Annotated in this window: 18 protein-coding genes; 14 read left to right on the forward strand and 4 right to left on the reverse strand. The window is 64.0% G+C overall.

Annotation, left to right across the window (positions count from 1 at the left end; all coding sequences use genetic code 11):
* Positions 1 to 43 precede the first annotated feature (43 nt).
* The 6 genes from gcvT (at position 44) to HMI58_RS01865 (ending at position 6,781) form a co-directional block, all read left to right on the forward strand.
* Positions 44 to 1,150, forward strand: a complete 1,107-nt coding sequence (gene gcvT / locus HMI58_RS01840) for a glycine cleavage system aminomethyltransferase GcvT (RefSeq protein WP_171617938.1) — start codon at positions 44 to 46, stop codon at positions 1,148 to 1,150.
* 33 nt (positions 1,151 to 1,183) lie between these two features.
* Positions 1,184 to 1,567: a glycine cleavage system protein GcvH gene (gcvH, locus tag HMI58_RS01845; protein WP_171617939.1), complete on the forward strand. Its 384-nt coding sequence runs from the start codon at positions 1,184 to 1,186 to the stop codon at positions 1,565 to 1,567.
* Positions 1,564 to 2,892: a serine hydroxymethyltransferase gene (gene glyA / locus HMI58_RS01850; RefSeq protein ID WP_205207775.1), complete on the forward strand. Its 1,329-nt coding sequence runs from the start codon at positions 1,564 to 1,566 to the stop codon at positions 2,890 to 2,892. The genes gcvH and glyA overlap by 4 nt, the downstream gene beginning before the upstream one ends.
* 8 nt (positions 2,893 to 2,900) lie before the next feature.
* On the forward strand, positions 2,901 to 4,274 hold the full coding sequence (locus tag HMI58_RS01855) for an L-serine ammonia-lyase (protein WP_171617940.1): 1,374 nt from the start codon (positions 2,901 to 2,903) through the stop codon (positions 4,272 to 4,274).
* Positions 4,275 to 4,277: 3 nt separating this feature from the next.
* On the forward strand, positions 4,278 to 5,093 hold the full coding sequence (locus HMI58_RS01860; protein ID WP_171617941.1) for a methylenetetrahydrofolate reductase: 816 nt from the start codon (positions 4,278 to 4,280) through the stop codon (positions 5,091 to 5,093).
* A gap of 83 nt (positions 5,094 to 5,176) precedes the next feature.
* Entirely contained in the window at positions 5,177 to 6,781 is a 1,605-nt protein-coding gene (locus tag HMI58_RS01865; protein ID WP_225667820.1) for a glucoamylase family protein, read from the forward strand.
* Here HMI58_RS01865 and HMI58_RS01870 read toward each other — a convergent pair.
* Positions 6,778 to 7,407, reverse strand: a complete 630-nt coding sequence (locus HMI58_RS01870; RefSeq protein WP_171584839.1) for a TetR/AcrR family transcriptional regulator — start codon at positions 7,405 to 7,407, stop codon at positions 6,778 to 6,780. The genes HMI58_RS01865 and HMI58_RS01870 overlap by 4 nt on opposite strands.
* A gap of 132 nt (positions 7,408 to 7,539) precedes the next feature.
* Between HMI58_RS01870 and HMI58_RS01875 the strand changes: the two genes are divergently transcribed.
* The 4 genes from HMI58_RS01875 to HMI58_RS01890 are packed head-to-tail and all read left to right on the forward strand — an operon-like array spanning position 7,540 to position 11,832.
* Positions 7,540 to 8,811 (forward strand): sugar ABC transporter substrate-binding protein, encoded by a 1,272-nt coding sequence (locus HMI58_RS01875; protein ID WP_205207776.1) that lies wholly within the window; start codon positions 7,540 to 7,542, stop codon positions 8,809 to 8,811.
* 2 nt (positions 8,812 to 8,813) lie between these two features.
* Positions 8,814 to 9,743, forward strand: a complete 930-nt coding sequence (locus tag HMI58_RS01880; RefSeq protein ID WP_171617942.1) for a sugar ABC transporter permease — start codon at positions 8,814 to 8,816, stop codon at positions 9,741 to 9,743.
* 2 nt (positions 9,744 to 9,745) lie between these two features.
* Entirely contained in the window at positions 9,746 to 10,627 is an 882-nt protein-coding gene (locus HMI58_RS01885) for a carbohydrate ABC transporter permease (protein ID WP_171584837.1), read from the forward strand.
* A gap of 29 nt (positions 10,628 to 10,656) precedes the next feature.
* Complete coding sequence (locus tag HMI58_RS01890) at positions 10,657 to 11,832, forward strand: family 1 glycosylhydrolase (RefSeq protein ID WP_171617943.1); 1,176 nt, start codon at positions 10,657 to 10,659, stop codon at positions 11,830 to 11,832.
* 83 nt (positions 11,833 to 11,915) lie between these two features.
* On the opposite strand, the gene HMI58_RS01895 is transcribed toward HMI58_RS01890, so the two are convergent.
* Together HMI58_RS01895 and HMI58_RS01900 are read right to left on the reverse strand one after the other, a co-directional pair.
* Positions 11,916 to 13,085, reverse strand: a complete 1,170-nt coding sequence (locus HMI58_RS01895; RefSeq protein ID WP_171617944.1) for an RtcB family protein — start codon at positions 13,083 to 13,085, stop codon at positions 11,916 to 11,918.
* Between the two features lie 62 nt (positions 13,086 to 13,147).
* Positions 13,148 to 13,696 carry an adenylate kinase gene (locus HMI58_RS01900; RefSeq protein WP_171617945.1) on the reverse strand — a complete coding sequence of 183 codons (549 nt, stop codon included), beginning with the start codon at positions 13,694 to 13,696 and terminating at the stop codon, positions 13,148 to 13,150.
* A gap of 173 nt (positions 13,697 to 13,869) precedes the next feature.
* On the opposite strand from HMI58_RS01900, the gene HMI58_RS01905 reads away from it, so the two are divergent.
* Genes HMI58_RS01905 through HMI58_RS01915 form a run of 3 tightly spaced genes read left to right on the forward strand, consistent with a single transcriptional unit; the run spans position 13,870 to position 17,529 of the window.
* Positions 13,870 to 15,342: an SLC13 family permease gene (locus HMI58_RS01905; protein ID WP_171617946.1), complete on the forward strand. Its 1,473-nt coding sequence runs from the start codon at positions 13,870 to 13,872 to the stop codon at positions 15,340 to 15,342.
* Between the two features lie 16 nt (positions 15,343 to 15,358).
* Positions 15,359 to 16,603: a CoA transferase gene (locus HMI58_RS01910; protein ID WP_171585023.1), complete on the forward strand. Its 1,245-nt coding sequence runs from the start codon at positions 15,359 to 15,361 to the stop codon at positions 16,601 to 16,603.
* Complete coding sequence (locus HMI58_RS01915) at positions 16,600 to 17,529, forward strand: hydroxymethylglutaryl-CoA lyase (protein ID WP_171584832.1); 930 nt, start codon at positions 16,600 to 16,602, stop codon at positions 17,527 to 17,529. Before HMI58_RS01910 ends, HMI58_RS01915 begins: the two co-directional genes overlap by 4 nt.
* On the opposite strand, the gene HMI58_RS01920 is transcribed toward HMI58_RS01915, so the two are convergent.
* Positions 17,516 to 18,331, reverse strand: coding sequence for an IclR family transcriptional regulator (locus HMI58_RS01920; RefSeq protein WP_171584831.1), 816 nt, complete (start codon positions 18,329 to 18,331; stop codon positions 17,516 to 17,518). The two genes, HMI58_RS01915 and HMI58_RS01920, sit on opposite strands and share 14 nt — an antisense overlap.
* A 117-nt stretch (positions 18,332 to 18,448) precedes the next feature.
* Between HMI58_RS01920 and HMI58_RS01925 the strand changes: the two genes are divergently transcribed.
* The gene (locus HMI58_RS01925) at positions 18,449 to 20,131 is read left to right on the forward strand and encodes an ATP-binding cassette domain-containing protein (RefSeq protein WP_171617947.1); all 1,683 of its coding nucleotides are present in this window, start codon (positions 18,449 to 18,451) and stop codon (positions 20,129 to 20,131) included.
* Positions 20,132 to 20,181 lie beyond the last annotated feature (50 nt).

Here is a 20,181-nt window from a genome sequence, read left to right on the forward strand (position 1 = left end):
CGGCCGGACGGGTTGAGTCCAGCGCACCACCGGAAGGATTCCCATGACCAAGCAGACAGCCCTGTACGCCGAACACGAATTGCTCGGCGCAAGTTTCACCGACTTTGGCGGGTGGCAGATGCCCCTGAAGTACCGCAGCGAGCTCGAGGAGCACCACACCGTCCGTCGTGCCGCAGGACTCTTCGACCTTTCCCACATGGGCGAGGTCTGGGTCACCGGACCGCAGGCCGCCGAGTTCCTGAACTATGCCCTGGTGGGCAACCTTGCGGCGATCGCCGTCGGGAAGGCCAAGTACTCGCTGATCTGCACCGAGGACGGCGGCGTCATTGACGACCTGATCGTCTACCGCCGGGCCGACGACCGGTACCTGGTGGTCCCCAATGCCAGTAACGCCGACACGGTGGCTGCTGCCTTGCAGGAACGGGCCGTCAACTTTGACGTAGCGGTCGAGGACGAGTCGGAGAACACGGCCCTGATCGCCGTGCAGGGACCCGCCGCCGAGGCGATCCTGCTCGACATTGCCGCCGAGTCCTCACGCCAGCTGATTACCGAACTGAAATACTACGCCGCCGTCGAAGTGGAACTGGCGGGGATGCAGGTTCTCCTGGCCCGCACCGGGTACACCGGCGAGGATGGTTTCGAGCTGTTCATCGGCAACACCGGGGCGGTCCAGCTCTGGAAGGCCGTCGCAGCGGCAGGAGCGCAGCACCAAATTGCCCCCTGCGGGCTCGCTTCACGCGACTCCCTGCGCCTCGAGGCCGGGATGCCCCTCTACGGGAACGAGCTCGGCTTGGACACCAACCCCTTCGAGGCAGGTCTCGGCGGGGTCGTCAGCCTCAAGAAGCCCGACAACTTCGTCGGCCGGTCGGTCCTGGAGCCCCTCAAGGAGGCCACGCTGGAGCGGAAGCTGGTTGGCCTGCAGGGCGGTGGCCGGCGGTCGGCGCGCGCCGGGTACAACGTCGTCGTCGACGGCGCGGTGGTCGGAACGGTGACCTCAGGACTCCCCAGCCCCACCCTCGGCTACCCCGTGGCCATGGCCTATGTGAACACCGCGTTGGCTGAGCCGGGCACCGAGGTCCAGGTGGACCTCCGGGGCAAGCCCGAGCCGTTCACTGTGGTCGCCACGCCGTTCTACCGCCGCCAGAAGTAGCCAACTTACATACCCGGAAAGGTATATACCCACGTGAGCATCATAAAGTCTGACCTCCGCTACTCGGCTGAGCATGAATGGATCGACACTGCGGAAACCGGTCCGGCCACCGTCGGCGTCTCCGCCGTCGCCACCGACGCGCTGGGTGACGTCGTCTATGTCAGCCTCCCCGAGGTGGGCGACACGATCACCGCGGGGGAGAGCTGTGGCGAGGTGGAGTCGACCAAGTCCGTCTCCGACCTCTACGCCCCCGTCACCGGTGAGGTCACCGAAATCAACCAGGACGCCATCGACAATCCGGGCATCCTCAACGAGGATCCCTATGGCGCCGGCTGGCTGTTCAAGGTGGACGTCGCCAGCGAGGGCCCGCTCCTCTCGGCTGAGGAGTACGCCCAGAAGAACGGCATCGACGGATGAGCGCCGTTACCGGACTGACCACCGTGGGACACCTGAACGCGGCACTGGCCGACCTCGATCCCGAGGTTGCGCGCGGCATCGACGCCGAACTGGCCCGGCAGCGCAACGGGCTGGAGATGATCGCCTCGGAGAATCACACCCCAATGGCGGTGATGCAAGCGCAGGGTTCGGTCCTGACCAACAAATACGCCGAGGGCTACCCGGGACGCCGCTACTACGGCGGCTGTGAGCACGTCGACGTGCTGGAACAGCTGGCAATCGACCGCGTCAAGGACCTCTTTGGGGCGGGGTACGCGAACGTTCAGCCACACTCCGGTGCGCAGGCCAACGCCGCTGTCATGCACGCGTTGATCAAACCCGGCGACACCATCATGGGCCTGAACCTTGCCCACGGCGGCCACCTGACCCACGGCATGAGGATCAACTTCTCCGGCCGTCTGTACAACGTGGTGCCCTACCAGGTGCGCCCCGATGACCACCGGGTGGACATGGACGACGTCGAACGGCTGGCGCGAGAGCACAAGCCCCAGCTGATTGTGGCTGGCTGGTCCGCGTACGCGCGGCAGCTCGACTTTGCCCGGTTCCGCAGCATCGCCGACGAGGTAGGCGCCTACCTGATGGTCGACATGGCCCACTTCGCCGGGCTGGTAGCCGCCGGGCTGCACCCCAGCCCCGTGCAGCATGCCCACGTCACCACCTCCACCACCCACAAGACTCTCGCCGGTCCGCGGGGTGGCATCATCCTCAGCAATGATGCCGACATCGCGAAGAAGATCAATTCGGCGGTGTTCCCGGGCCAGCAGGGTGGACCGCTCGAGCATGTGATCGCTGGCAAGGCGGTGGCCTTCAAGATCGCGGCCTCGGCCGAGTTCAGGGAACGCCAGGAGCGCGTGCTTGAGGGTGCACGGATCCTCGCCGACCGGCTTACCCAGCCGGACGTCGCCCAGCGCGGCATCTCAGTGGTTAGCGGGGGCACCGATGTGCACCTGGTCCTGGTGGATCTGCGGGACTGCGACCTGGATGGACAGCAGGCGGAGGATCGGCTGGCGCAGATCGACATCACCGTGAACCGCAACGCCGTGCCATTCGACCCGCGCCCCCCAATGGTCACTTCGGGCCTGCGCATCGGTACGCCAGCGCTCGCCAGCCGGGGATTCGAGGCGGCGGCGTTCACCCGGGTGGCTGACATCATCGCCGAAGCACTGATCGCCCCGGCCGACGCCGACCTCACGCCGCTGGCCCAGCGGGTGGAAGCTCTCGCGGCAGAGCACCCGCTGTACGCCGACGTCGTGCCCCTCGGCGCGGGCACCCAGAACCAGAGCTAAGGAATCCCATGCCCATCAGCGCGTTCGACCTGTTCAAGATAGGGATCGGCCCTTCCAGCTCCCACACCGGGGGGCCGATGAAGGCTGCGTTCCTCTATACCGAGCTGGTGGCGCAACGGGGGCTGGTCGACTCGGTGCACCGGGTGGAGGTGGAACTGTTTGGCTCCCTCGGGGTGACCGGCCACGGCCACGGCACCATCAAGGCGGTCATCCTGGGGCTGGAGGGCGAGCAGCCGCACCTGGTCGACCCCGTAGCTGCAGGGCCACGCGTCGATGAGGTGGGGCAGGCTCGCCGCCTGCGGTTCGCGGGCCACCGGGAGATCGATTTCGACCCGGAGGTCGACCTGATCATGCACCGCCGGAAGCGGCTCGACTTCCACACCAACGGGATGCGGTTTCACGCCTACGACGCCGGCGGTGCCGAGCTTCTGGCGAGGGACTACTTTTCCGTGGGCGGCGGCTTCATCCTTGATGAGGATCAGATCGGAGCCGACCCGGCAGCGGAAGCGACAGTACCGGTGCAGCATCCCTTCAACACGGGGGAGCAGCTGCTCGAAATCTGCGCAGCCACCGGGAAATCCTTCTCCGAGATTGTGTTGGCCAACGAGCTGGCGTGGCGCTCCGAAGCCGACGTGCGCGCCGGACTGCTGGAAATCTGGGACGTCATGCAGGACACCATCCGCCGCGGGTCCACCACCGATGGGATCCTGCCCGGCGGCCTGGGGGTGCGGCGCCGCGCTGCCACCCAGCTGCGCCTGCAGCAGAAGGCAGAGGACCCTACCGACAAGCTGAGCACCATGGAATGGGTGACCCTGTTTGCGCTCGCGGTCAACGAGGAGAACGCGGCCGGAGGCCGGGTGGTGACAGCCCCGACCAACGGTGCTGCGGGAATCATTCCGGCGGTCCTGAAGTATTACGTGGACTTCGTTCCGGGAGCCGACGACGACGGCGTCGTCCGGTTCCTGCTCGCAGCAACCGCTGTCGGCGGCTTGTTCAAGCAGAACGCTTCCATCTCGGGTGCCGAGGTGGGCTGCCAGGGCGAGGTGGGATCCGCCTGCGCGATGGCGGCCGGTGCACTCGCCGAAGTGCTCGGTGGCACTGCCGAACAGGTGGAGAACGCCGCCGAGATCGGCATTGAACACAACCTGGGCCTGACCTGCGACCCCGTTGGTGGCCTGGTGCAGATACCGTGTATCGAGCGGAACGCGGTCGGCGCCATGAAAGCGATCACCGCCGCGCGGATGGCCGTCCGCGGCGACGGCAAGCACCATGTCTCACTCGACGTCGCCATCAAGACGATGCGGGACACCGGCGCGGACATGATGGACAAGTACAAGGAAACCGCCCGGGGCGGCCTTGCCCTGAACGTGGTGGAGTGCTGAACCATGGCTGACGATCCGGGGTCCCTGCCACTTCGGGTCGAGATCATTCCAGCTCCCGGGATCGTCGAGGCGCTCCGGGAGCACCTGCCGGCGCCGGCCGTTGTGACCATCACGTGTCTGGCGCACCACGGTGCGGAGGAGACGATCGATCTGGCGGTACGGCTGGCCGACCTCGGTTATCGGGCGGTCCCGCACCTCGCGGCGCGGTCCCTCAAGTCGCGCGGGCAACTCGCGGGGTTTCTCACCCGGCTGCAGACGGCGGGTGTCAGTGACATCTTCGTCATTGCCGGTGACGGCGAGGAAGCAGCCGGATCCTACGCCTGGAGTGGGGCGCTGATGGCCGACATCGCATCCCTGGGCGGCGGATGGTTTTCCCTGGGAACGGCCGCCTATCCGGAGGGCCGGCCCGGAACGTCGTCGTCGGAGCTCACTGACCTGCTCCTGGCGAAACAGGACTTGTGCTCCTGGGCGGTCACCCAGCTGTGCTTCTCCGGACCGGTGCTTTCCACCTACCTGACCGAATTGCGCGCCGCGGGCGTCTGGCTCCCTGTCTGGGCCGGTGTGCCGGGCGCCGTGCGCCGCACCCGCCTGATCTCCCTCGCAGCCCGGATCGGGGTAGGCCCGTCGCTGCGGTTCGCCCAACGATCCCTCACCGGAGCAGGAGGAGGATCGTTGGTCCGCAGCGTCCTGGCGCCGTCGTCGTACGACCCCGCACCGCTGATCCGTTCCGTCGTGGATTCAGGCTGGTTCGCCGGCCTCCACGTGTACAGCTTCAACGACGTTCAGTCGGTCGCCCGCACCTTCGGTGCTGATGCCTGACCGTCGGTAACCTTCATAAAAACCTTGTATGTGTAAGGTTTTTATGGAACTCTGTTGTTCATCGGAAGAACAAAGGAGTTCCCATGAAGTTGCCCACCCACCGAGATTCACTTCACCCCACCTCCAGCGGCAGGCGCAGAACCCTGCTCGCCTGTGGAGCGGCGATCGCAGCCCTCGCCCTGGTCGTCCCGACGGCGGCCACCGCCGGACCCGGCGGTCATGGCGGCGGACCGGGCGGTGGCAAGCAGGCCGACCCGCTAAAGCAGTATGCCGCTGACACCTGGACATCCCTCGACGCGATGACCGACGAGACCACCGGTCTGCCGGCCGACAACATCGAGGGCGATCTCAGTACACCGAGCGAGTACACCAGCCCCACGAACATCGGCGGCTACCTGTGGTCCACGATTGCTGCCCGCGACCTCAAGATCATCGATCGCAAGGAGGCCAGCAACCGCCTGGCCACTACCCTCGACACCCTCGAAACGCTCGAAATCCACGAGCCAAGCGGGATGTACTACAACTGGTATTCCCCCACCACCGGCGGCAAGCTGACCATCTGGCCGGACAGCGGCGACGTCGTCTATCCATTCCTCAGCACGGTCGACAACGGGTGGCTGGCCGCAGCGCTCCGGGTGGTCGCCGAAGCAGAACCACGCCTCGCCAAACAGGCTGACGCCCTCTACGACAACATGGACTTCGGCTGGTACCACGATCTCAACGCACGGGAAGGGGTCAGTCTCAACCGGGGCGGATTCTGGGATGCGCCTCCCGGTGACGGTTGTGCAGTACCGGACAACTACGGTGACGACGGCCCCGACGTTTACTACACCTGCCACTGGTACGACACCTCGGTGAGCGAGGCGCGCATCGCCACCTACCTGGGTATCGCCAACGGTCAGATCCCGGCAACCGCCTACTACGGCACTTACCGCACCATGCCCGATCAGGGCTGTGATTTTGGGTGGCAGGAGCAAAAGCCGACCGGCGTTACCCGTGAATACCTGGGGGTAAGTGTCTATGAAGGTGTATATGCCTACCGTGGCATGAAACTTGTTCCCGCCTGGGGCGGCAGCATGTTCGAGGCTCTGATGCCTGATCTGTTTGTCCCCGAGGCCACGTGGGGGAAGCGCTCCTGGGCCCCGAACCACGAGGCAACGGTGCGCTCCCACATCGAACATGGGATGGATGAGGCCGGGTATGGATACTGGGGCTTCTCCCCGGCCAGCGACCCCTTCGCCTCCTACCGTGAGTATGGGGTGGAAGAAATCGGGATCAACAGCACCGGATATGCCAGCGACGTCGAGAGCACCGATGTGGACAAGGGGTACGAGGGCTGCCGCGAGGCGACCAATCCGGATCCGGAGTTTGGTGACGGTGTGGTCACCCCGCACGCGGCCTTCCTCGCCCTGCCCTACGACCGGAAAGCGGTCCTGAAGAACCTCGATGGCATCAAGAATGAGCTGGGGGCCTACGGTCCCGGCGGATTCTACGATTCGGTGGCTGTCGGCAGCGGAACCGCTGCAGAACGGTACCTCAGCCTGGACCAGTCAATGATTATGGGTGCCATCCTGAACGAGGAGAAGAAAGACAAACTGAAGGACTACTTCGTGGATCGCGGGTTCGAGAAGGCGGTCCGGCCGCTGGTTGAGGCGCAGGTCTTCGGCACCGAGCTGGGCGGGCGCTAGCTCCCTTCTGGACCCGGCACCGTGACAGGGGCCGGGTTCAGGAAGTACCCGCGAACAAACTCGTCGAACACACCAGTCATATCCACTGTGTCATCCAGGAGCCATTGCTGCTGCAGTCCATCCATCACTGCTGCGATCAGCCGTGACGCGTGGTGGACGTCAAGATCCTCGCGCACCAGGCCGTCCCGCTGCGCATCGGCGAGGATGGCCGCCGTCTGTTCCGCACGGTCGGCATAGCGGGCCGCAAAGTACTCGTGCGCTGGGTGATCGCGGTTGGTGGCCTCGGCGGCGATCACCGTGTAGAGCGAGGTCAGTCCGGGGGTGGTCTGGTTGTAGGACACCACCCGGCGCATCTGCTGCAGGAGGGTGTCCTCGGCGACGTCGCCCGCGGCTTCCTTCACCCGCTCGTCACGCTGCCGCAACACCTCGGTGAAGAGTTCTTCCTTGGTGGCGAAGTGGTGCATCAGGCCGGCTGGCGTGAGGGCGACCCGCTTGGCAATCTCCCGTAGCGAGCCGCTATGGAAGCCGCTGCGCCCGAAGACCACCAGAGCGGCGTCGAGTATTTCCTGTCGCTTCGCCTGGCCCTTGGCGTAACTGCCGCGTTTCCGGTCAGGGGTCGTAGTCATATCCAAAACCTATCGCATGACCAGAAATAAAAACCTTCCGCATGTAAGGTTTTTATGGTAACTTGGCAACGAACTCCAGCGGCGAACCCTGCGCCCACGGAGGATTCAACCCCACTTACTGGAGGCAAAACTATGAATCAATGGCGATCATGGAGCGCGGTGGCCGTCATCGGCGCACTCGCACTGACCGGATGCGGACGCGAGGAAGGCAGCGAAGCCGGCCCCGAGGGCGGTGGACCCATTGACGACGCCCCCGCCACCGGAGAGGTGACCATCTGGGCGATGGGCAACGAGGGCGAGGTCCTGGACCAGCTGGCCGCCGACTTCGAAACGGAGAATCCGGACGTCACGGTCAACGTCACCCCCGTCCCCTGGGAGAGTGCCCACGACCGCATCGCCACCTCCATCGCTGGTGGACAGACGCCGGACATTGCGATGCTCGGCACCACCTGGGTCGGCGAGTTTGCCGCCACCGGCGCACTGGAGCCCACTCCCGAAGGCCTGGTCGACGAGGGTGACTTCTTCGAGGGGTCGTGGGGCACAGCGGTTGTCGACGACGTCGCCTACGGTGTCCCCTGGTACGTGGACACCCGCGCCCTCTACTACCGCACCGACATGGCCGAGGCGGCTGGCGTTGAGGCGCCAACCACCTGGGACGAGTTCAAGACCTTCACCGAGGGCCTGCAGGCGGAGGGAGCGGAGGCCGGCATTTCCCTTCCGCCCGGAGGATTCGACTCCTGGCAATACCTCGCACCGTTCGTGTGGCAGGAGGGCGGGGACATCATGAACGAGGATGGCACCGAATTCACCTTCGAGACCCCCGAGTGGAAGGCTGCCTTCGAGTACTACGCCAGCTTCTTCACCGAGGGAATCTCCGATCCGGTGCGGTTGGAAACCGGCGAGATCGAGCAGAAGTTCATCTCCGGTGAGGTGGGGTCATTCTTCAGCGGCCCATTCCACATTGGGCTGCTTGAGGAGCAGGGCGGCGAGGGATTCGCCGACCAGTTCGATGTGGCAATGGTCCCCGGCTCCGCTTCGCGCACCAGCTTCACCGGCGGTGGCAACCTCGCCGTGTTCAACGACAGTGAGAACCGTGACGCCAGCTGGAAGTTTGTCCGCTGGCTGAGCGAACCGGAAACACAGATCGCCTGGTATGGCATCTCCACGACGATGCCGAGCGTCCAGGCAGCCTACGAGGATCCCACCTTCGCCGATGATCCCAACCTGAGTGTCTTCGCTGAGCAGCTGGAGGACTCCAAGGCGCCGCCCGCGATTCCCACCTGGGCGCAGGTGTCAGCGGTGATCGACCAGGAACTCGAGAAGGTTACCCGGGGCGACACTACAGTCGACGAGGCGCTGGCGGCGATCCAGAGCCAGGCCGACAGTATCGGGACAGGCCTCTAACAGTGGCACTCGCCCACACGGCAAAGCCTGCTCCGGGGCGGGCGCGTAAACCGCGCTCGCGCCGGAGCAGGCAGACCGTCGTCGCCTGGAGTTTCGCTGCACCGTTCCTGATCCTCTTCGTGATTTTCATGGCCGGACCAATCGTGGCTTCGCTCGCCATGAGCTTCACCGACCTGACCACCAGGGATTTGCGCAGCCCGTTCGGCGTGAACTTCGTGGGGTTCGAGAACTACGTCGCGTTGTTCAACGATTCGCGTTTCGTGCGGTCACTGGCCAACACCGCAGTGTTCGTCCTGGTCGGCGTTCCCCTCACCATGGCGGTGGCGCTTCTGGTGGCCCTGGCCCTCAACAACGGCATCACCCGGTTCCGGACGTTCTTCCGGGTGGGCTATTACGCCCCAGTGGTGACCAGCATTGTTGCGGTAGCGATCGTGTGGCGTTTCATCCTGCAGCCGGACGGCCTTCTGAACGGTTTCCTGGGGGTCTTCGGTATCACTGGGCCCAACTGGCTCGAGAACGAACTGACGGCGTTGCCCTCACTGATCTTCATGGCGGTCTGGCGCAACATTGGCACCCTGATGGTCATCTTCCTCGCCGGGCTGCAGGGTGTTCCCCGGGAACACCACGAGGCGGCAATGGTGGACGGCGCCAGCGCCGCCCAGCGGTTCTGGAACGTCACCCTGCCCGCCATGCGTCCACCCATCCTGTTCGCAGCAGTGATTACAGGCATCGGCTTCCTGCAGTTCTTCGAGGAGCCCTATGTGATGACCGGTGGCGGACCGCTTGATGCCACCCTCTCCACCGCCATGTACACCTACGATCAGTTCGGCTTCGGCAACTACTCCTATGCTTCGGCGGCGAGCTACGTCCTGTTCCTCGCGATCGTTGTGCTTTCCCTGATCCAGTTCCGTTTCCTCGGAAAGAAGGATTGACCATGGCCACTTCAGTTGCCCCGCCGGTCGTTACGGTTCCCCGGGAACGACGACGGCGCACGCCCATGCAGCAACGTCCCCGCCTGTGGCTGTACGTGGTCCTGGGGCTGGGCATGATCGCCATGATCATGCCGTTCGTCTGGATGATCCTCGGGTCCTTCAAGACGACCGCCGAGATCCGGCAGTATCCGTTGAACTTCTGGCCGCTTGAGCCGACCCTCGACAACTACACCGAGTTGTTTGTGCGGCTGGATTTCGCCACCTTCTTCACCAACAGCCTGGTGGTGGCGGTGTTCGTCACCGCGGGCAACATCGTGTTCTCATCAATGGTGGGATACGCCCTGGCCAAACTGGACTTTGCCGGGAAAAAGGTGCTGTTCATGCTGGTACTCGGCACCCTGATGGTGCCGGGGGTGGTCACGTTTGTACCTTTGTTCGTGCTCACCGCGAACCTGGGCCTGGTGAACTCCTACCCGGGGCTCATCCTCCCCTTCCTGATCGCGCCGCTCGGTGTCTTCCTGATGCGGCAGTTCATGCTGAGCCTGCCCGATGACCTTATCGAGGCGGCGCGCATTGACGGCGCCAGCGAATGGCGGATCTTCCTGCGGGTGATCATGCCGTTGTGTGGACCCGCCGTCGCCACCCTGACCATCCTGACCTTCCTCGCTTCGTGGAATAACTTCCTGTGGCCGCTGGTGGTCGCGACCAGCGAGGACCGTTACACCCTTCCGGTTGCGCTGGCGTTGTACTCGGTGGGCCAGAACGCCGCCGAGTATGGCCTCATGATGGCCGGCGCCGTCGTGGTGGTGTTGCCCATCCTCCTGATCTTCGTCCTGCTGCAGAAGTACTTTGTGCAGGGCATCGCGCTGACAGGCATCAAATAGCCAGCTCGGCTGGCGGAAAGTAGTCAACCATGAACTTCCCGAACGGGTTTCTCTGGGGTGCGTCCACGGCGGCGCACCAGATCGAGGGCGGCAACGTCAACTCCGATTGGTGGCAGCGCGAGCACGGCCATCTGCCGGGGGCTCCGGTGGAGGCGCCCAGCGGTGACGCCGCGGATAGCTACCATCGGTACCGCGAGGATATGTCGCTGCTCGCTGCAGCGGGACTCACCTCGTACCGGTTTAGCATCGAGTGGGCCCGGATCGAACCCGAGGAGGGCTTCGTCTCCCGCGCCGCACTGGATCACTACCGCCGCATGGTGGCGACCGCCATCGAACTCGGTCTCACCCCGATGGTGACCCTGCATCACTTCACCAACCCGATCTGGTTCGCCCGGGCCGGCGGGTGGAAGGACCCGGACTCCGTGGAGCGCTTTGCGCGGTATGTCGGGCATATCCTTCCCGTGCTGGACGGCGTCGATCTGGTGTGCACCATCAACGAGCCGAACATGGTCTCGGTGCTGGCCGACCCGGAGCAAGGTTTCCCCTCGGTCGGGCTTCCGGAGGGCAACCCCGTCGTGACAGCGAACCTGATCGCTGCGCACCGCCGCGCCGTCGATATTCTCCAGGCTGCTGGCAAGCAGGCTGGCTGGTCAGTGGCAACCCAGGCATACCAGGCCGAACCCGGTGCCGAAGACGTCACCGAGGAGTACGGCCGAACCCGTGAGCATGTGTTCCTGGAGGCGTCAGCGGGCGATGACTGGGTGGGGGTGCAGGCGTACACCCGGACCAGGGTGGGTGCCGAGGGTCCACTGCCGATCGACGACGACGCCGAGCTGACCCTGACCGGCTGGGAGTATTACCCGGCCGCAATCGAGGACGGCATCCGTAATTCCTGGCAGCGCAACGGTGTCCCGATCTACATCACCGAGAACGGCATCGCCACCGGTGACGACTCGCGCCGGATCGACTACACCCGCGGTGCCCTGGAGGCGATCTCCCGAACCATCGCTGACGGGATCGAGGTGCGGGGATACCTGCACTGGAGCGCCCTTGACAACTACGAGTGGGGCAGCTTCAAACCCACCTTCGGCCTGATCGGCTGGGACGCCGACACTTTCGAGCGTCACCCCAAGCCGAGTCTGGGCTGGCTGGGGCGGGTTGCGCAGGCGAACTCCCTCTGTGAGGGTGCACCGGCGTCGTCCTAGCGCCTACCCGTCCAGAAATGTCCCCCAGGGTCAGGATCGCCGGTTCCTTGCGGCCATCCTGACCCGGAGGGCGGGTTTTGTCCTCAATCGCCCTTCACGTTGACGATCTGGCGCAGCGTGTGCCGGATCCTGACCATCTTGACGGCGTCGGCCATCACCACATCGATGTCCTTATACGCGGCGGGAATCTCGTCGATGAACGCATCGGTGTCGCGGTACTCAATTCCCGACATCGCGGTCCGGAGCTGGGCGTGCGTGAACGTTTTCCGCGCCGCGGACCGGCTGTATTCCCGGCCCGCACCGTGCGGCGCCGAGTTCAGCGACGGCGCAAAGCCCAGCCCCTCCACGATGTAGGAGGCGGTTCCCATCGACCCCGGAATCAGGCCCGCCGTGCCGACGGATGCCTCGATGGCACCCTTCCGGCTCAGCCACACGTCCTTGCCGTAGTGGTGCTCCCGGGCGGTGTAGTTGTGGTGGCAGTTGATCCGCTCCTGCTCCCGCACCGCGTCACCCGTCCAGGCAGCAAAGCAGGCCACCACGCGGTCCATCATTTCCTCGCGGTTGAGGAGAGCGAAGTTCTGGGCCCACCGCAGCTGGTCAATGTACGCCTGGAACTCCGGATCACCCTCCACCAGGTAGGCGAGGTCGTCGTGGGGGAGCTTGATGTACCTTTTCCGGCACTGCTCAAGGGCAACCCGGATGTGGTGCTGGGCGATCTTGTTCCCCACGCCGCGTGAGCCGCTGTGCAGGAACAGCCAGACATCGTCGTTCTCGTCCACACTCACCTCGATAAAGTGATTCCCCGACCCGAGGGTACCCAGCTGCAAGGCCCACTTCTTCACGTAGCTGGCCGGATCAAACCCCGCCCTGTCCGCCTCGTCGCTGAGCTGGGCAATCCGCGGCGCGGCGGTCGCAACGATGGAGGTGTTGTTGTTGCCGGCGGACAGCGGGATGCTGCGCTCGATGGCCTGGCGAAGTGTCTTGCGGTCCAGCGTCCTGAGGTCTCCGTGGGTGAACTGGGTCCGGACAGCGATCATGCCGCAGCCGATGTCCACGCCGACGGCGGCAGGGATGATGGCTCCGATGGTTGGGATCACTGAACCGACCGCCGCGCCGAGGCCGAGGTGCGCATCCGGCATGCTGGCCAGGTGCGGATAGATGAACGGCATGCCGGAGGTCATGAGGTTCTGCTCGCGGGTCTTCGAGTCGAGGACGCTCGCGAAGTTGATGTAGGTCTTGCTCACCTTTTCCATGATTGGAGGGTAACACTAGTGATTGGGATATCCCAATCACTAGTGTTACCGGGTAGAGGAGGTCAGGAGGCTTCAACGCTTCGGAGCCAGCGGTCGAGATCCCGCGGGCGGGTGAAGCGGAGCACCGGCACGCCGTCGTCCTCGATGAGACGCCGGATACGTGCCCGTTTCCGCGGGAAGCTCTTGAAGTGCCAGGTAAGGATGGAATCGCGTGAGATCGCCTTGCGCGCCGATTCCCGGTTTCCGTTGCAGACCACTTCCTGGCGCACCACCCGCCGCATGGTCCGCCGCACCAGCCGGGACAGTGATACCCACCGGGGATAGTCCAGGGCCACCACCAACTCCGTCCGGGGCAGCACCTGGTCCGCCCACTTGGCGTAGACGGTGTCGAAAACCCAGCGCTCGCCGGACGCGAGGGTTGCCGCGAGGCGGGCCTGCTCGGTCGGGTCCCGCTCCGTCCAGGCCGGGAGCCAGCCGATCTGGTCGTCAGCCGACACCTCTGGGAGGCCAGTTGCACTCGCGTAACGGCGTGCGGCGGTGGTCTTCCCCGATCCGGTGACGCCATAGAAGAGCACCCGCTGCGGGGTATCCGGCGGAGTTCCAGTGATCATCGGTTCATCCTGCCATAGGCGGTCTCTGGCTCCCATCCTGGTTGCGCACCGACGCGGTGCCTAGGGGAGATCGAGAAATTTCACCATCTTGACTCACATAGTGAGTTCGTGCTCATAATGTAGGCATGTGACGTAGCTTACGGCGTCATCATGAATCCAATGGAGGATCACTCATGGCAGATTGGCAATTACTCAGCATCACCGCGGCGGTGATCATCGGAATCGTCGTGATGATCCTTCGCCTTCGTATCAACCCCGCACTGTCCCTCGTCATCGGCGCGATTGTGCTGGGGCTTGCGACGGGATTGGGTGCGGCAGCCACTACCGAGACGGTGATGACCGGTTTTGGGGACATCATGATGGAAGTGGGCCTTCTGATCGGTTGGGGTGTGCTGATGGGGGCGATCCTGAACGAGATGGGCGCCATCGCGAAGCTCGTCGACAAACTGCTCCACGTCTTTGGCCCCAAGGGGGTGCCCTACGCGCTTGGGCTGACCATCGGCACCATGTTGCAGTCCATCTTCCTTGATGTTCTCCTGGTGATGAGCGCCCCGCTGGCCCGCAGAATCGCACCCAAGCTCGGGAAATTCGGCACCGCCAAAATGTCGACAGCCCTGGCGATCAGCCTGGAGTGTGGCATCGTCCTGATGGTTCCCGGCGTCGCCGCTGTGGCACTTGCAGGGCTGCTCCAGGTGCCGCTGGGTGAAATGCTGATCTTTGGTCTGCTGGTCATCATTCCCACCATCATCGTTTCGATCATGATCATGAACTTCCTTATCCACCGGGGACTGTGGAACACCGAAACGGATGAGGAGCCGCCACTGGAAGAATCACACCTGCAGGAATCGGCGTCATCCGGGGAGGCTTCTGAGAGCGCGTCTGGGAGGCCGGCGGATACCCACGGGATCGTCCGAAGCGCCGGAGCAGGAAGGTCATCGACGTCGAGCCGGGTGGGGCTCTTGCCGCACGATGTACGCACGGCGGGGACCAGGGGAGCCAAAGAGCCCGGCCTGCTGCTGATGTTCGCTCCCATGCTGTTGTCGCTGGTCCTGATCGCTTCCGGTGCCCTGCTGGACATGACCGGCTACGCCCCCGAGTTCATGGTGTTGCTGTCGACGCCCGTGGTCGCGTTGCTGATTGGTCTGCTGGGAACCAGTCTCGTTGCGCGCCTCACAATAGGCACCAAGCGGGTAGAGGCCGCGGTTGCCAACGGTTTCAAAGAGTCGGGTCAGATCCTGGTTTTGACGGGCGCCGGCGGGTCACTGGCTGCGATGGTCGCTACCAGCGGAATGGGCGAGATCCTCGGCGACTACTTTGCAGCCTCAACCGTTGCACCACTCCTGGTGGTCTGGGGCATCGCAGCTGTTCTACACATTGCTGTCGGGTCAGTCTCAATCTCAGCCATCACCGCCGCAGGGTTGCTCGCGCCGGTCGCTCCGGCGCTCGGGCTCAACCCCGTACTGCTTGCCCTGGCCGCGGGTGCCGGGTCCCTGTTCGCTGTCCATGTCACATCGAACACGTTCTGGCTGTTGCAGTCGATGCTTGGCCAGACGACCCGTGGGACGCTTAAAAGCTGCACCCTGGGAGTCTCCGTGGCGTCAATTGTGGCTCTTGGTTTTGTCCTCGTGCTGAGCATCTTCATCTAGGAAGGAACAACTGATGATGACAAACGAACCTGCTGTCGCCCCGTTGAAGGGCGTCCGTGTGCTGGAACTTGGTAACTACATTGCTGCCCCGACGGCGGGACGGATGCTGGCCGACTTCGGTGCCGAAGTGATCAAGGTCGAGCGCCCCCGCACCGGAGATGAGCTCAGGAACTGGCGGCTCTACGCAGGTGATACCTCGATGCTTTACCGGACCATCAACCGCAACAAGCGATCCGTCGTGCTCGATCTACGCACTGACGAAGGTCGCGACCTGGTGCTGGAACTGGCTGCGGTGTCAGACATTGTGCTGGAGAACTTCAGGCCCGGAACGATGGAAAAGTGGGGGCTTGGCCCCGATGTGCTCAACGAAGCCAACCCTGACCTGATCCTGACCCGTATCTCGGCATTCGGCCAGACGGGCCCCATGGCTTCGCGGCCAGGTTTTGCGGCGGTCGCCGAGGCCTTTGGCGGTTTCCGCGACCTGGTCGGTGACCCGGACCGTCCGCCGGTTCGGGTTGGCGTATCCATTGGTGACACGATCGCCGGACTCTACGCAGCTTTCGGTTCGGTCATGTCACTCTTCGAACGCGAGACGAAGCGTGGCAAAACACCAATACCGTTGAGCCAACGGATGATGGACGTCGCCCTGAACGAGGCGATGCTTTCGGTCACCGAGTCGCTGATTCCCGATCATTCAGCGTTTGGCATCAGGCGTGAGCGGACCGGCGGTCGAATGGAGGGGATCGCACCGTCGAACGCCTATCTCTGTCTCGACGGCAGCATTGTCGTCGCTGGCAATGGCGACGGAATCTTCAAGCGCTACATGGAGGTCATTGGTCGGCCCGACCTGGGGGTGGACCCCGGGTTGCAAACGAATGCCGAACGGTGGGAACGACGCGACGAACTTGATGATGCAATCGGTGAATGGGCAAAGTACCTGACCACGAGCACGGCTCTGGACGCTCTCGACGCGGCAGGCGTTCCTGCCGGACCTATCTATACCGCCGCGGACATTGTTGTCGACGATCAGTACGCAGCACGGAATATGATTCAACGGTTCGACGTATCGACCGGGGCCGAAACCATCAGCGACGTCGCTTTCCCCGGGATAATCCCGGTGATCGGCGGTAAATCCCTACCGATCAGAAACCTCGGCCCGGACCTTGGCGCAGACTCGAAAGACGTCTTCGAGAAGGTGTTGGGGAAGACACCCGAGCAGGCCGACCTGCTGATAGCCAAAATGGAGTTGGAATCTGTATGAACACCACCACGAAAGATTTCGTCCTGAGGGACGTCACGCTGCGGGACGGGCTCCAGCTCACCGGAGGCTTGCTCTCCACCGAGCGAAAAGTCTCGATCGTCAGGTCCCTGCTCAAGGCAGGAGTGCCGGCCATCGAGATCGGCTCGATGGCACGCCCTGACCTCGTACCACCGATGGCCAACACCCTTGAGCTGATCGAAAACCTGACCCCTGAGGAACTCAAGAAGTGCTGGATTTGGGTGGCGACCCCCCGTCATGTTCAGAAAGCAGCAGCCGCTGGTGCGGTAAACATGCAGTACTGCCTCAGCGTGTCCGACGCTCATAACCAGGCAAATATCGGGCGTTCCACCGAAGCGTCAATGGAGGCACTGCCCCAGGCGCTGGAGTACGCCCGCGAGGCGGGTGCAGCTCTCCAATTGTGTTTGGCAACGTCGTTCACCTGCCCGTTCGAAGGGGACATCGACCCAGAACGCGTGTTGAGACTTGTGGAGGATCCACGGGGCACCGGTACCAGCGACATAGTCATCTGCGATACGTTGGGGCACGCGGTACCGGATCAAGTGCATGGCCTGATCAGCAGGGTTGGGGCGGCAGCAGCTGGGCGTGATGTGGTGTTCCATGGGCACGATACCTGGGGGATGGGCGTTGCGAACGCGGTTGCCGCACTGGATGCCGGTGCCACGACTATTGATGGAGCGCTCGGCGGACTGGGAGGGTGCCCTTTCGCCCCTGGCGCTTCGGGAAATACCTCGACCGAGGATCTCCTCTTCGGGCTGCGGCCCAGCTGGCTCAACCCTCGGAACTTCGCCGATCTGGTGCGGCTGGGCGAAGGGATTACCACCGAACTCAACGAGGAGAACAGGTCGAAGTCCGCGATGGGAGCCCGGTCGAAGGCTGGTGCCTTCCAGTGGGTTATGCCGAGCTGATCCCCATGCTCCCGGGGTGGGTGTTTGACGACGGCAGGCGCCCACCAATCATCCGGGTGATTCGCTCGGCACCCTCAAGCAGATCGTCCACCCACCCAACGCAGACTTCGGCAGGCATCCGGAGCGTCGGACCCATGATGGTGAGCGCACCCACCAGGTCGGCCTGGGGATTGAATACCGGGGCGGATAACCCGCTGGCGCCGGATTCTCGTTCCCCTGTGGTTACGGCGTAGCCGTCGGCCCGTGTTTGTTTGATTGCCTGTCGCAGGGAGTCGGTATCAGTGATGGTGCTGTCAGTGAGCTGATCCAGGCGGGCAGCGAGGATGCGGTCAGCCAGGTCCTGGTCCCAGGCGAGCAGCACTCTGCCAGCGGAACCGGCGTGCAGGGGAAGAATCCGGCCCACCGCCATGTCGCGGCGCAACATGTGGCGGGTTTCAGCCATGGCGACACACACCCTGTACCCCATGGAGTGTTGAAAGAAGCAGACAGTCTCTCCCACTCTGTCGCGCAGATCCTGAAGCACTGGTTTGATGATCTCGATGACCTCCACGCCATGGGTCGCCGGTGCAGCCCAGTACGGCATTTTCACGCCCACCCGGTATCGGTCATCAACCCGGTCGATGAAGCCGTGGGCCACGAGATTCCCCACGAGGCGCTGAACCGTGGAGGTGGGCAGTCCGGTTGACTCACGAATCTGTGCCAGGGTCAGTTCAGGGCGCACCAGCGAAAACGAGTCCAGGATGTCGCTGATTTTCGCCAGCACCAGAAGCGGCTGAGGTCCCTGCATGTTCTCGGCTGCCATTCTTCGAGTCTATTCGACTGTCCTGCGCAGCCACCCACCCGTGTGCCTCCTGCTCCTCGACTCGAAGAGATGCTGGCCATCGAGGCCGGGTTTGCCCCCGGATGACAGACTTAAGCCGTGGCTCATCTAGACGTATCCAACATCGATTACTTCCTGTCCGACGGCCGGCAGTTGCTGAACGCTGTCAGTTTCAAGGTCGGTGAGGGGCACAAGACGGCGCTGATCGGGCCAAACGGTACCGGCAAAACCACCCTGCTGCGCATCATTGCCGGGGATGTCACCGCCGACGAGGGTGCCGTCACCCGCTCCGGCAATATGGGCATCATGCGTCAGTTCGTCGGCCAGGTGAGGGACGAGACCACGGTCCGGGATCTCCTGATCTCCGCTGCGCCGCCGGCGCTCGCCAAGGCTGCCAAGGCCGTCGACGACGCCGAGCTTGCCATGATGGAGAACGACGACGAACCCACCCAGATGCGGTACGCGCACGCCATCACTGAATGGGGTGATGCTGGTGGGTACGAGCTGGAGACCACGTGGGATGAAGTGACGATGGCCGCGCTCGGCGTGCCCTACGCACGGGCGCAGTACCGGGCGTCGTCGTCGTTGTCTGGCGGCGAGCAGAAACGGCTGGTCCTGGAGGCACTTTTCTCCGGACCGGACGAACTGCTGCTCCTCGACGAACCCGACAACTACCTCGACGTCCCCGGCAAACGCTGGTTGGAAGCGAAGCTGAATGAGTCGAAGAAGTCGGTATTGTTCGTCAGCCACGACCGGGAACTGCTGGCCAACGCCGCCACCCGCATCATCACCCTTGAACCGGGAGCCCTCGGCGCATCCAGCTGGATCCACGGCGGCGGCTTCGAAACCTACCTGCAGGCCCGCACCGACCGGAACCTCAGGTTCGAGGAACTCCGCCGCCGGTGGGACGAGGAGCACCTGAAGCTCAAGGAACTCGTCAACATGTACAAGAACAAGGCGGCGTTCCGGTCCGACATGGCCAACCGGTACCACGCAGCCCAGACCCGGTTAGCGAAGTTCCTTGAGGCAGGTCCGCCGGAAGCGATCCCCATTGAGCAGAACGTCTCCATGCGGCTCAAGGGCGGTCGGACCGCGAAGCGTGCAGTGGTCGCCCAGAAGCTGGAGCTGACCGGGCTGATGAAGCCGTTCAGCACCGAGATCTGGTTCGGTGACCGGGTGGGAGTGCTTGGATCCAATGGCTCAGGCAAGTCCCACTTCCTGCGCCTCCTGGCCAGCGGTGGCACCGATCCGGAGAAGGAACACGAGCCGGTGTCCGAGGTCAGCATCGCGCCCGTGCCGCACGAAGGAACCGTGAAACTCGGCGCCAGGATCAGGCCCGGCTTCTTCGCCCAGACCCACGTCCGCCCCGACCTGCTAGGCCGCACCCTCCTGGACATCCTGCACCGCGGCGACGACCACCGCTCCGGCCTGCCGCGGGAAGCGGCCTCCGGGGTCCTTGACAGGTACGGCCTGGCCGGCCAGGCAGAGCAGCTGTATGACTCCCTCTCGGGAGGTCAGCAGGCGCGGTTGCAGATCCTGCTGCTGGAACTGTCAGGTGCCACCCTGCTGCTGCTGGACGAGCCCACCGACAACCTCGACCTGCACTCTGCCGAGGCACTCGAGAAGGCGATCGACGCCTTCGAGGGCACCGTGCTGGCAGTCACCCACGACCGGTGGTTCGCCCGCAGCTTCGACCGGTTCATGGTTTTCGGTTCCGATGGCAAGGTGTACGAGACCGAGGAGCCGGTCTGGGATGAGGGCCGGGTCCAGCGGGAGCGCTAGGCACCCTCCGGTAGGGCGTGTAGACCGCCCCCGATAATTGCGCATACGGT

This window comes from Arthrobacter sp. 147(2020), assembly GCF_013116715.1.
Lineage (GTDB): Bacteria > Actinomycetota > Actinomycetes > Actinomycetales > Micrococcaceae > Arthrobacter_D.

Coding starts and splice junctions, on each gene's coding strand:
- gcvT (WP_171617938.1), top strand. CDS start 44: ATGACCAAGCAGACAGCCCTGTACGCCGAACACGAATTGCTCGGCGCA.
- glyA (WP_205207775.1), top strand. CDS start 1,564: ATGAGCGCCGTTACCGGACTGACCACCGTGGGACACCTGAACGCGGCA.
- HMI58_RS01855 (WP_171617940.1), top strand. CDS start 2,901: ATGCCCATCAGCGCGTTCGACCTGTTCAAGATAGGGATCGGCCCTTCC.
- HMI58_RS01860 (WP_171617941.1), top strand. CDS start 4,278: ATGGCTGACGATCCGGGGTCCCTGCCACTTCGGGTCGAGATCATTCCA.
- HMI58_RS01865 (WP_225667820.1), top strand. CDS start 5,177: ATGAAGTTGCCCACCCACCGAGATTCACTTCACCCCACCTCCAGCGGC.
- HMI58_RS01870 (WP_171584839.1), bottom strand. CDS start 7,407: ATGACTACGACCCCTGACCGGAAACGCGGCAGTTACGCCAAGGGCCAG.
- HMI58_RS01875 (WP_205207776.1), top strand. CDS start 7,540: ATGAATCAATGGCGATCATGGAGCGCGGTGGCCGTCATCGGCGCACTC.
- HMI58_RS01885 (WP_171584837.1), top strand. CDS start 9,746: ATGGCCACTTCAGTTGCCCCGCCGGTCGTTACGGTTCCCCGGGAACGA.
- HMI58_RS01890 (WP_171617943.1), top strand. CDS start 10,657: ATGAACTTCCCGAACGGGTTTCTCTGGGGTGCGTCCACGGCGGCGCAC.
- HMI58_RS01895 (WP_171617944.1), bottom strand. CDS start 13,085: ATGGAAAAGGTGAGCAAGACCTACATCAACTTCGCGAGCGTCCTCGAC.
- HMI58_RS01900 (WP_171617945.1), bottom strand. CDS start 13,696: ATGATCACTGGAACTCCGCCGGATACCCCGCAGCGGGTGCTCTTCTAT.
- HMI58_RS01905 (WP_171617946.1), top strand. CDS start 13,870: ATGGCAGATTGGCAATTACTCAGCATCACCGCGGCGGTGATCATCGGA.
- HMI58_RS01910 (WP_171585023.1), top strand. CDS start 15,359: ATGACAAACGAACCTGCTGTCGCCCCGTTGAAGGGCGTCCGTGTGCTG.
- HMI58_RS01915 (WP_171584832.1), top strand. CDS start 16,600: ATGAACACCACCACGAAAGATTTCGTCCTGAGGGACGTCACGCTGCGG.
- HMI58_RS01920 (WP_171584831.1), bottom strand. CDS start 18,331: ATGGCAGCCGAGAACATGCAGGGACCTCAGCCGCTTCTGGTGCTGGCG.